This window comes from Sulfuricurvum sp., from assembly GCF_028688295.1.
GTDB lineage: Bacteria > Campylobacterota > Campylobacteria > Campylobacterales > Sulfurimonadaceae > Sulfuricurvum.
On sequence record NZ_JAQTYM010000077.1, the window covers coordinates 1 to 9,460 of the forward strand.

The 9,460-nt window shown below is 40.3% G+C and carries 11 protein-coding genes; 6 read left to right on the forward strand and 5 right to left on the reverse strand.

Annotated elements, in window-relative coordinates:
* Nucleotides 1–13: 13 nt before the first annotated feature.
* Nucleotides 14–427 (reverse strand): YiiD C-terminal domain-containing protein, encoded by a 414-nt coding sequence (locus tag PHR02_RS11870; protein WP_299992313.1) that lies wholly within the window; start codon nt 425–427, stop codon nt 14–16.
* Nucleotides 428–604: 177 nt separating this feature from the next.
* Between PHR02_RS11870 and PHR02_RS11875 the strand changes: the two genes are divergently transcribed.
* From PHR02_RS11875 to PHR02_RS11885, 3 genes are all read left to right on the forward strand, one after another.
* Complete coding sequence (locus tag PHR02_RS11875) at nt 605–898, forward strand: DUF3892 domain-containing protein (RefSeq protein WP_299992314.1); 294 nt, start codon at nt 605–607, stop codon at nt 896–898.
* Between the two features lie 119 nt (nt 899–1,017).
* Entirely contained in the window at nt 1,018–2,025 is a 1,008-nt protein-coding gene (locus PHR02_RS11880) for a PIN domain-containing protein (RefSeq protein WP_299992315.1), read from the forward strand.
* An 85-nt stretch (nt 2,026–2,110) separates the two neighbouring features.
* Nucleotides 2,111–3,142, forward strand: coding sequence for a TIR domain-containing protein (locus PHR02_RS11885; protein ID WP_299992317.1), 1,032 nt, complete (start codon nt 2,111–2,113; stop codon nt 3,140–3,142).
* Nucleotides 3,143–3,242: 100 nt separating this feature from the next.
* On the opposite strand, the gene PHR02_RS11890 is transcribed toward PHR02_RS11885, so the two are convergent.
* From PHR02_RS11890 to PHR02_RS11900, 3 genes are read right to left on the reverse strand one after another with little or no spacing between them, the layout of a single operon-like run.
* Nucleotides 3,243–3,530 carry a YciI family protein gene (locus PHR02_RS11890; protein ID WP_299992319.1) on the reverse strand — a complete coding sequence of 96 codons (288 nt, stop codon included), beginning with the start codon at nt 3,528–3,530 and terminating at the stop codon, nt 3,243–3,245.
* A 17-nt stretch (nt 3,531–3,547) separates the two neighbouring features.
* Nucleotides 3,548–4,714 (reverse strand): aspartate aminotransferase family protein, encoded by a 1,167-nt coding sequence (locus tag PHR02_RS11895; protein ID WP_299992321.1) that lies wholly within the window; start codon nt 4,712–4,714, stop codon nt 3,548–3,550.
* A gap of 1 nt (nt 4,715) precedes the next feature.
* On the reverse strand, nt 4,716–5,414 hold the full coding sequence (locus PHR02_RS11900) for an MOSC domain-containing protein (RefSeq protein WP_299992322.1): 699 nt from the start codon (nt 5,412–5,414) through the stop codon (nt 4,716–4,718).
* 161 nt (nt 5,415–5,575) lie between these two features.
* Here PHR02_RS11900 and PHR02_RS11905 point away from each other — a divergent pair, with 161 nt between their 5' ends.
* From PHR02_RS11905 to PHR02_RS11915, 3 genes are read left to right on the forward strand one after another with little or no spacing between them, the layout of a single operon-like run.
* A complete protein-coding gene (locus PHR02_RS11905) occupies nt 5,576–6,838 on the forward strand; it encodes a serine hydroxymethyltransferase (RefSeq protein WP_299992324.1) in 1,263 nt (420 codons plus the stop codon).
* Between the two features lie 9 nt (nt 6,839–6,847).
* The gene (locus PHR02_RS11910; RefSeq protein WP_299992326.1) at nt 6,848–8,128 is read left to right on the forward strand and encodes a GNAT family N-acetyltransferase; all 1,281 of its coding nucleotides are present in this window, start codon (nt 6,848–6,850) and stop codon (nt 8,126–8,128) included.
* A 23-nt stretch (nt 8,129–8,151) separates the two neighbouring features.
* Nucleotides 8,152–8,817 carry a GMP synthase gene (locus PHR02_RS11915; RefSeq protein ID WP_299992327.1) on the forward strand — a complete coding sequence of 222 codons (666 nt, stop codon included), beginning with the start codon at nt 8,152–8,154 and terminating at the stop codon, nt 8,815–8,817.
* A gap of 201 nt (nt 8,818–9,018) precedes the next feature.
* Here the strand turns inward: PHR02_RS11915 and PHR02_RS11920 are convergent, their stop codons facing one another.
* Nucleotides 9,019–9,300 (reverse strand): DUF1330 domain-containing protein, encoded by a 282-nt coding sequence (locus tag PHR02_RS11920; protein ID WP_299992329.1) that lies wholly within the window; start codon nt 9,298–9,300, stop codon nt 9,019–9,021.
* Nucleotides 9,301–9,460: the final 160 nt, after the last annotated feature.

Genomic DNA, 9,460 nt, shown 5'->3' on the forward strand with positions numbered 1-9,460 from the left:
TAATTAATATAGTTTAAACATCTAAAACTTGCACAAACCACGTAAATCTCCCGATACACACCACAACTTCACTCTCATCTCTTAGCTCAACATCTACACCGATCATCGCACGCCCTTTTTTATCCAATCCGGCTTTAAATGTCTCTATCTCTTCATCACTCACGGTAGCTATCGCATAGATGGTATCGGTCGTCGGTTTTTTAAATTTGATTTGTGAATCGCGCAATACTGGGATAACTTTGCCGACCAAATCAGGGAAAAGTCTCTGCAACGCCTCACCGCTTGCTGTTTCTGCTAGAGTGAATTGTGCGCTTGCGTGTACGGTAGCGATACGATTTAGGTTATCTGAGCGAAAGATGAGTTTTAAACCTTTTTCGTCTTGTTCTATCCCCACTTTTTCGACAAAGGGGATTTTTAATATATCCATGAAATTCTCTCCTAGCAATAGTCTCATCTATGCTTTAATAAAAGAATCGTCCCGCTCTTTCGGTAAATTTTGACACACAATATTGACATACCAAAGATACGGGATACGAAAATTATTTTAAGATAAACGATGTAAAATGTTTAAAAATATGTTGTTATACGCACAAGGAGAAATAAAATGGCTGCAACACATGAAATTACCTGTATAAACAAAAGTGATCGCCAGAATCCACATGAGAGGATTACTCATATTGGTGGTAAAATTGGAGCCGAGGGCGGCGGACCGTGGAAGATTACTCAAGAGAAAGCGATCGAAGGTCTTGAAAATGGGACATGGTCATTTTATGTAACTAAAAATGGGAGCAAGGTTAATGTCATTGTTTCAACAAGTCGATATGGGAATAAATACTTAAAAACAGATGCTGATGGTGAACAGCCAAACAATCTTCTAAGCTTATCGGAATGCTCATAAATATATTTATTCAAAAGTCTATAAAAGTACTTAACAAATCGTCACACACTAATCTACGGCTTTCAGACTAGCGAATTCGAATTTTTACTCTACTTAAAACTCATCAGATTTGAGGTGTCATGTTTTACCTTTTTCTTGATACGTGTGTATTTTTAGATATTTCTACAAAAAAAAATGATCTTCCTTTGATTTATGCTCTAGAAGAGCTAGTAGCATCAGGAGTTATTAAATTGGTAATTCCTTACCTGATCGTTGAAGAATATGAAAGAAACAAGGAAGATGTAGCAAATAAAACGGCTAAAAGATTATCTCAAGAATTTAAACAAGTAAAAGCAGTTGTAAGCGAATTTGCTAATGATAAGCAAGCAGAGATAATTGAAGTTCTAAATGATATTAACGCACGCTTGCCATTATTAACCGATGCTAGCTATGTAACTATTCATAGAATAGACAAACTCATTGAATCAGCAGAAAAAATTACTATAACTGAGCGTTCTAAAATAGCAGCTGTACAGCGTGGTTTAGACAAAAAAGCACCTTTTCACATTAGTAAAAATTCGGTAGCTGATGCTGTAATAATTGAACAGTTTTATGAATTTTCTTTGAGTATAGACAGAGACTCAGAAATCTGCTTCTTCATTACCCATAATCATAATGATTTCTCATCAAAAGACCACCGAAAGCCTCATCCAGATTTTAGTAATATATTTAACGACACAAATGTTTTTTATTTCAATAATCTAGCGTCAGCTATCAATCAAATCGATGAAGACTACTTAGCTGGAATTGAATTTGAGTATGATTATACAGAAGAGACAAGAGGGTTAAGAGAAATCCTTGATGCTATGGATGAACTTGTTGACAAGGTTTGGTACAACAGACATCAAAATCGAATGTGTGGTATTGAAAATGGTCAGATAGAAATCATTCCTGAAGACTCTCAACGTTATGGAAATAACGTTATTCATGAACATATTCTTGCAGGTGCAATGAAGGCAGCACAACGAGTAGAAAATAATTATGATGATGTTGGACCTTGGAGTGATTTTGAGTGGGGAATGATTAATGGGAAGTTGTCAGCTTTACGTTGGGTATTAGGTAGTGAATGGGATATGTTAGATACCTAAATAATCGTAGAGTTAATCAGAGATGCCAATCAAAAATCCGTGATTTTTTAATTGTTAACGTTAAACTAAACCTGAAAAGAGAAAAATGTCACTCAGAAAAAAAAATAACGAAATTAAAAGACTAATTGATGCTTTTAACACTGAAGCAAAAAAATTTCACGATATTACATTTAGTACATATACGATAACACAATCTACTACTAGTAACGTGAAATTTAAAAGTCCTAATCATGCAATTAATCTTTGGCAATATTATGGAAAAATTAATGAAGAGCATACACAAGAAGATTTTATAGAAAATTTGAAAGAAAGTGACCATCAATGGGGAATCCGCGGTGCAAAAATCTCTGCATTTGGCTTAATTGAAGGTGATACATGTAACTTGTTTTTAAAAATGGCAAGAAGAGCCTCTCATCTCTTCAGTAAAAAAGAAGCTGAAATTATTAATTCAAAAGTTGTTAATGAAATACGAGAAAGTGAAACGGATGGAATTTCTAAAACCATAGTAAGTACAAATAGTAATGCATTGGCTATTTGGTTAAATTACCTTTTGTATTATATGTCTATGACCTCACACAAAAAAGAAGGAATTAGAGTTATAGATATTGATCCTTTTGCATTATCATTACTTGCTTTAGAGCAACTACTAATTGAACCAACTATCAAAAAGATTGATAAATCTTTGTCAAAGTTAGAAAACATAAAATTTGATGTAGCATTATCTTTCCCCGGAGAAAAAAGGGATTATGTATCTGAAGTAGCAAATATATTGCGAAAGAATTTAGATAATGATTGTTTATTTTATGACTTCGACTATCAGTCACAACTTGCTCGTCCAAATGTTGATACACTACTACAAAACATTTATAGAAACCATGCCAAGCTAATTGTTGTTTTCCTTTCGAAAGAATATGCACAAAAAGAGTGGTGTGGACTTGAATGGAGAGCCGTAAGAGATATAATTAAATCAAAAGGTGACGAGCAAATTATGTTTGTTAGATTTGATAATGCACCAATTGAAGGTTTGTTTTCTATTGATGGCTATATAGATGCAAATATCTTTGAATCTAAACAAGTTGCTGAATTTATTTTGGAACGAGTAAAATTGCTTGCTTAACTATTCAGCAATTAAAAAATTGTGGTACTAGGCAATACCTATAACTACTCACTTGTTTTAACCCCCATCTTCATCTATAGGTTTTACATCAAGGGTATTTTTATTCCCTCAAAAATTCCAATTCATCCGATGTCATCGTCGGACTAAATTCCGTAATCTCATACTTAGCTACACCGTGCCGATAAAACGGATCAAGGGTGATAATCGTTTCGATATCTTCTCGCGAGACACCACGTGCCAAAATCATCCCTCCCGTGCGAGGCACTTTACGCCCCGATGCTAGAAAATGACCTAAATCGTACTGTTCTTTGAGATATACGACATGCTCTTCCAACAGGACGTCAACCTCTTCGAGCGGTTTGATATAGGTAAGTGAGATAATAAACATTTTGACTCCATTTGATTTTACACATGTTGCATAGCACTATTCAACCGTCGAAACCCTTCATCCATTTCACTTTTGCTAATCGTGAGCGGAGGGACGAAGCGTAATGTATTTCTACCCGATTTGATAACTAAAACACCTATCTCAAACGCCGAATCGATAATTTTCGAGAGAACTTCACTGTCGATGACACGTAGCCCCTGCATCATCCCGATTCCAACTCGCTCAGTAAAAATATCAGGATAGTGTAAAGCAAAAGACTCTAATGAGGTTTCAAAATAGTTTTGATGTTCCATCATCTCACCGCTTTTGTTATAGGTTTCCAAGATATCGAGGACTTCGTTCGCCGCAACGGTGGAGAGATAGTTTCCACCGAATGTCGAACCGTGATCACCGTAGGAGAAGATCTCTTTCAATCGTGTCATGACGACACCGATAGGAACCCCTCCCCCTAACCCTTTTGCCAACGTTATCACATCAGGAGTAATCCCGTAAACATGCGATGCCAAAAAACTACCGCAACGGTATATTCCCGTCTGCACTTCATCGACGATCAGCAGTATATCTTTCGATTTTAGCAATGCTGAGAGATTTTGAACTTTTTGTTTATCGAGCGGTTGCACGCCCCCTTCACCCTGTACGAGTTCGATCATGACGGCTACCGTAGTCTCATCGATGAGAGATTCGATCTCCTCAACGTTTGCTGCATACACAAATCCATCGGGATAAGGACCGAAATAATTATGCTTTGCCACTTGCCCTGTCGCTTTTAACGCCGTGATTGTCCGTCCGTGAAAAGAGTTTTCCAAGGTGATGATTTTATACCGTTTTGCTCTACCTTCAACCTCTCCGTATTTGCGGGCTATTTTGATCGCCCCTTCATTGACTTCCGTACCGCTATTGCCGAAAAAGCATCTCATATCGTATTCACTCAGCTCGACGATTCGTCTTGCACATTCTTCCTGAGGTGCAATGCGATAGAGGTTTGAGACATGGATAATCTTAGCCGCTTGATCACTGATAGCACGAGCTAAGCGATGGTTTCCATGTCCTACACTGCAAACGGCGACTCCTGCGGCAAAATCGATGTACTCTTTCCCATCAATATCCCATAAAGTGGCATTATCACCTCTCTCAAAGCTCACCTCTTGACGGTTATAGGTAGACAATAGATATTTTTGTTTCATTTTATTCCCATGTTTGATAAGATAGATGTTCATAACTATCATACAGATAGCGATTTTCCAATGATGTTCTAAATGCATTTCCTAAACTATCGGCTTGCAATGCTTTTTCAAGCAAAATAGGATTACTCGTGGGATCGATCATTAGCTGGTTCAGTGCACTGATCGTAAGATCAGGAAAACGACGTTTTTTCAACACAACCATATCATCTTGGTTGAGAGTCCCCTCTTTCAACACCCGCCCATACCATCCGCTCAATCCACTCTTATAGATAATTTTTGCCATAGCATTCACACCCGTATTAGTCGAAAGTTTTCTGCACGGCTGTCTGGGTTGAGAAACTTCGATAATCGCATCACCGATCCCCAATACATCTCCGATACATACGTTCTCTTCATTCATATGTGAGACAAGCAAATTTTCTCCATAATAGGCTAAACCGTCAAACTCAAAGTTGTAGTTATAAAGGGCATTGATTCTATTGTAAGAGATGGATGAAAAAAAGAGTACTGCTTTATTCTCACCGCCATGATGTTCGGTATCGCCCTGCTCATCACCGATAAATCCCATTTTACTCAAATAAGCATCTAAAACCGGATATTTTTTGATAGCGGATAAAAACTCTATTTCCGATGTACCTACGTGTTCGGTCACGACTTTTCCGATTTTGATACTTTTAATCTTTCCGAAATATGTATCCATATATATACCTTTCAAGATCAATTTTCGGTGAATTTTAGTTCAATAGCTCATTAAAAACAATCCAAATCTTGCTCTAATACCGGAGCAAATCAGCAAGATTTGGATTGCAACCGATATTCGTAATCGCTAAACTTTTACGAACTATCCAACAAGGGGAGACCATGAGTTTTATACACGAAGAGGATTTATCGGTTGCAGATACAGAAGTGTTCGCCATTATACAAAATGAGTTTGAGCGACAATCAACCCATTTGGAAATGATCGCCAGTGAGAACTTTACCTCTCCTGCCGTTATGGAGGCGATGGGGAGTATTTTTACCAACAAATACGCTGAGGGATATCCGAATAAACGATACTACGGCGGATGTCAATTTGCCGATCAGGTAGAGCAACTGGCGAAAGACCGACTTTGCAAGATTTTCGGATGTCACTACGCAAACGTACAGCCCCATTCAGGAAGTCAAGCCAACGGGGCGGTTTATGCCGCGTTATTGCAAGCAGGCGATAAGATATTGGGGATGGATTTGCGTCACGGTGGACATTTGACACACGGTGCAAAACCCAACTTTTCAGGAAAAAACTACCACTCCTTTACCTATGGTGTGGAAGCAGATGGAAGAATGGACTATGAAAAGATAGCTCAGATCGCGGAAATCGTAAAACCTAAAATCATCGTATGCGGTGCAAGTGCCTATACGCGGGAAATCGATTTTAAAAAGTTCCGAACCATAGCGAAGCGTGTTGGTGCGATACTCTTTGCCGATATCGCCCATATTGCGGGATTGGTCGCGGCGGGTGAGCATATGAGCCCGTTTCCCTACGCCGATGTCGTCACTTCTACGACCCATAAAACACTCAGAGGTCCTCGCGGCGGGGTGATTATGACAAACAACGAAGAGATAGCCAAGAAAATCGACAGCGCTATTTTCCCCGGAATACAAGGTGGTCCGCTGGTGCATGTTATCGCCGCAAAAGCGGTGGCGTTTGGAGAGGTTTTGCACCCCTCGTGGAAAGAGTATGCCAAAGCGGTTAAAAGCAACGCAAAACTCTTAGGGGAGATTATGAACCAAAGAGGGTATCAGCTCATCAGCGGAGGAACCGACAATCATATGGTTCTCGTATCGTTGATGGAGAGAGATTACTCAGGTGAAGAGGCGAGTGTGGCATTGGAAAATGCCGGTATCACCGTCAACAAAAACTCGATCCCCTCCGATCCCCGCCCCGCTTCGTCTACCTCAGGTATACGCATAGGAAGTGCCGCATTAACGACACTGGGAATGAAAGAAAAAGAGTTTACTCTGATCGCGCATAGAATCTGCGATGTTTTAGATGAGATACAAAACATCCCTCTTCAAATGGAGATTAAAGCGGAGCTCGAAACTCTTTTGAAGGGTTTTAGAGTCTATAATTATGCAACCTATTAAAGGCGATTCATGCAAGAGCTCGAAATATTAAACCAAAATTATCATCTCATTGCCAAAGCCATCACCTATATCGACACCCATTTCAAAGATCAGCCCTCCATCGATGAAATCGCTAAAAATATCGGTATGAGCAAATACCATTTTATGAGGGTGTTTAAAGAGTATGTCGGAGTTACCCCCAAACAGTTTCTCCACTCCGTGACGCTAAACTACGCCAAAGAGCATATCAAAGAGTCAAAATCTCTGTTGGACAGTACTCTGGATATCGGGTTATCCAGCTCCAGCAGACTTCATGAGCTGTTTGTCAATCTCATCGGGGTTACCCCAAAAGAGTGGAGAGAAAAAGGAAAAGACGTCACCATCACCTACGGTTTCGGGCTCACCCCCTTCGGCGAAGCACTGATCGCCTACACTGATAAAGGGGTCTGTTATTTAGGGTTTATCGATAAAAACAAAGAGGCTATTTTTACACGATTTAGTGAACTGTGGGAAAATGCAAATTTGCAACACGATGATGAAAAAGCGCAAACCTACTTGGAAAATATTTTCATCAAAAACAAAAAATACAACCTGATGGTCAAAGGGACAAACCTCCAAATCAATGTGTGGAAAGCCCTCATCAATCTCCCAGATGGTGCAGTAACAACCTATCAAGATATCGCAAATACTATCGATAATCCCAAAGCGGTGCGTGCAGTAGCCAGTGCAATCGGTGAAAACCATATCGGCTATCTCATCCCCTGTCACCGCGTCATCGCCAAAAGCGGTGCTATGAGCGGATATCGCTGGGGGATTGAGCGCAAAAAGATCCTCATCGCCTATGAGTCTGTCTCTAAAGAGACCCCTATCACGTACCAAACGGCAACACTAGAGGATATTCCGAGCCTTTGTCATCTGTTAAATCAGCTCTTCTCCCAAGAAGCCGAATTCACCCCCGATAGTGCAAATCAGACGAAGGCGTTGAAAAAAATCATCGACGATGAAAATATCGGTGAGATATACGTTGCATCCAAAGAGGGCGAGATTGTGGGGATGGTGAATCTGCTCTACACCGTTTCAACGGCATTGGGAGGAAGAGTCGCCATTCTCGAAGATATGGTTATCGATGAGAATCACAGAGGAGAGGATATCGGCTCGTCTTTACTTGAATACGTTCTTACGATCAGCAAAGAAAAAGGGATTCAACGTCTTACCCTCCTCACCGACGGAGACAATATCGCCGCGCACCGCTTTTACGAGGGCATGGGGTTTGAAAAGTCCTCCATGATTCCGTTACGAATTCAACTCTAACCTAAACAACACAGGAGTGTATTATGACTATTTGGCAACATGTACCGTTTGAAAACGAAGCGGCAATCGGCGAGTGGGCACGTATGAGGGGAATCACTTACCGCATCATCCGATGTTGGGAAAACGAACCCTTGGAAGCGGATGATTTACTGGTGGTATTGGGCGGATCGATGAGTGCGTATGATGATATCGGTTTTATTAAAAACGAAATCGAATTTTTACGTAAACGGATTGAATCAGGAGGCAAAATTTTCGGTATCTGTTTGGGCGCGCAATTGTTGGCAAGCGCGATGGGATCACGGGTCTATTCTTCCGGAACGCGCGAGGCAGGATGGAGAAATATCGACCTCATGCCTCATCCGCTCACCGATTCACTGGATAAGACCCAATGCGTCTTTCATTGGCATGGAGATACGTTTGATCTACCAAACGATACCGTCCGTATTGCACGAAATGATGCTTTTGAGAATCAGGCGTTTGCCACGGTGGATGGACGGATCATCGCTACTCAATTTCATTTTGAGACAACGGCGGAGAGTATGGGGAAACTTTTAGATGCTGATGGTGAGTATCTATGTTGTGACTCTGAATTTGTAAGTAATCCACAAACAATACGCCAAGGAGTATCCAATATCTCTAAAAGCAATCAAGCCTTATTCGCTCTTTTGGATACGTGGGCAAAAAGCTAAAATCATACCCTCAAATCATAAAACTCAGCCGAACAGACCATTTTTAAATCATTCGACGAGAGTTCTATCTCCAGCCCTCTTCGTCCTGATCATCGTGAAATTTACTGCCGATGCAGGATCGTGGGTATAGGAATGAAGTGTGTAGGGTATTTTTGCTTTTTTAGTGATATTAACGGCGGGGGTTATATAGGTCTCATCCTCTTATTCATACACCTGTAAAATGATCTCCGCCCCTTTTTCACGGATTGGGACTAAGCTCTGATAGGCGGAAGAGTGATACCATTCTTTAGCTTTTTCGACGGAATCAAATTCAATAGCTACTACATCAGGATAATCCGTAGTGCCCACAAGAGATTTGATACATGACCCCCTCAACAGAACTTTTCCCCCATAAGGTTCGAGAGTGGACTGCACTTGGCTTTTATAGTCATTCCACTTTTCCTGATCGGTGATACGGATTTGCCCGATAACATATACACTCATATTTATTATCCTCTTATCAACAGAGCCATTTCGCACTTCTATGTTTTTGATAAGAGTATCGTACCGCTCTTTCGGTAAATTTTACCCTCCACATTTATCTGCCGAAAATCAAGCTCTATTTTGCAAAAGAGTATTCAGATCGACGATGACCGCCGTACCG

What these genes read in the sequence shown, in the direction of transcription:
- PHR02_RS11905 (WP_299992324.1), top strand. Translation starts at nt 5,576, where the DNA reads ATGAGTTTTATACACGAAGAGGATTTATCGGTTGCAGATACAGAAGTG.
- PHR02_RS11895 (WP_299992321.1), bottom strand. Translation starts at nt 4,714, where the DNA reads ATGAAACAAAAATATCTATTGTCTACCTATAACCGTCAAGAGGTGAGC.
- PHR02_RS11880 (WP_299992315.1), top strand. Translation starts at nt 1,018, where the DNA reads ATGTTTTACCTTTTTCTTGATACGTGTGTATTTTTAGATATTTCTACA.
- PHR02_RS11900 (WP_299992322.1), bottom strand. Translation starts at nt 5,414, where the DNA reads ATGGATACATATTTCGGAAAGATTAAAAGTATCAAAATCGGAAAAGTC.
- PHR02_RS11885 (WP_299992317.1), top strand. Translation starts at nt 2,111, where the DNA reads ATGTCACTCAGAAAAAAAAATAACGAAATTAAAAGACTAATTGATGCT.
- PHR02_RS11915 (WP_299992327.1), top strand. Translation starts at nt 8,152, where the DNA reads ATGACTATTTGGCAACATGTACCGTTTGAAAACGAAGCGGCAATCGGC.
- PHR02_RS11870 (WP_299992313.1), bottom strand. Translation starts at nt 427, where the DNA reads ATGGATATATTAAAAATCCCCTTTGTCGAAAAAGTGGGGATAGAACAA.
- PHR02_RS11875 (WP_299992314.1), top strand. Translation starts at nt 605, where the DNA reads ATGGCTGCAACACATGAAATTACCTGTATAAACAAAAGTGATCGCCAG.
- PHR02_RS11890 (WP_299992319.1), bottom strand. Translation starts at nt 3,530, where the DNA reads ATGTTTATTATCTCACTTACCTATATCAAACCGCTCGAAGAGGTTGAC.
- PHR02_RS11920 (WP_299992329.1), bottom strand. Translation starts at nt 9,300, where the DNA reads ATGAGTGTATATGTTATCGGGCAAATCCGTATCACCGATCAGGAAAAG.
- PHR02_RS11910 (WP_299992326.1), top strand. Translation starts at nt 6,848, where the DNA reads ATGCAAGAGCTCGAAATATTAAACCAAAATTATCATCTCATTGCCAAA.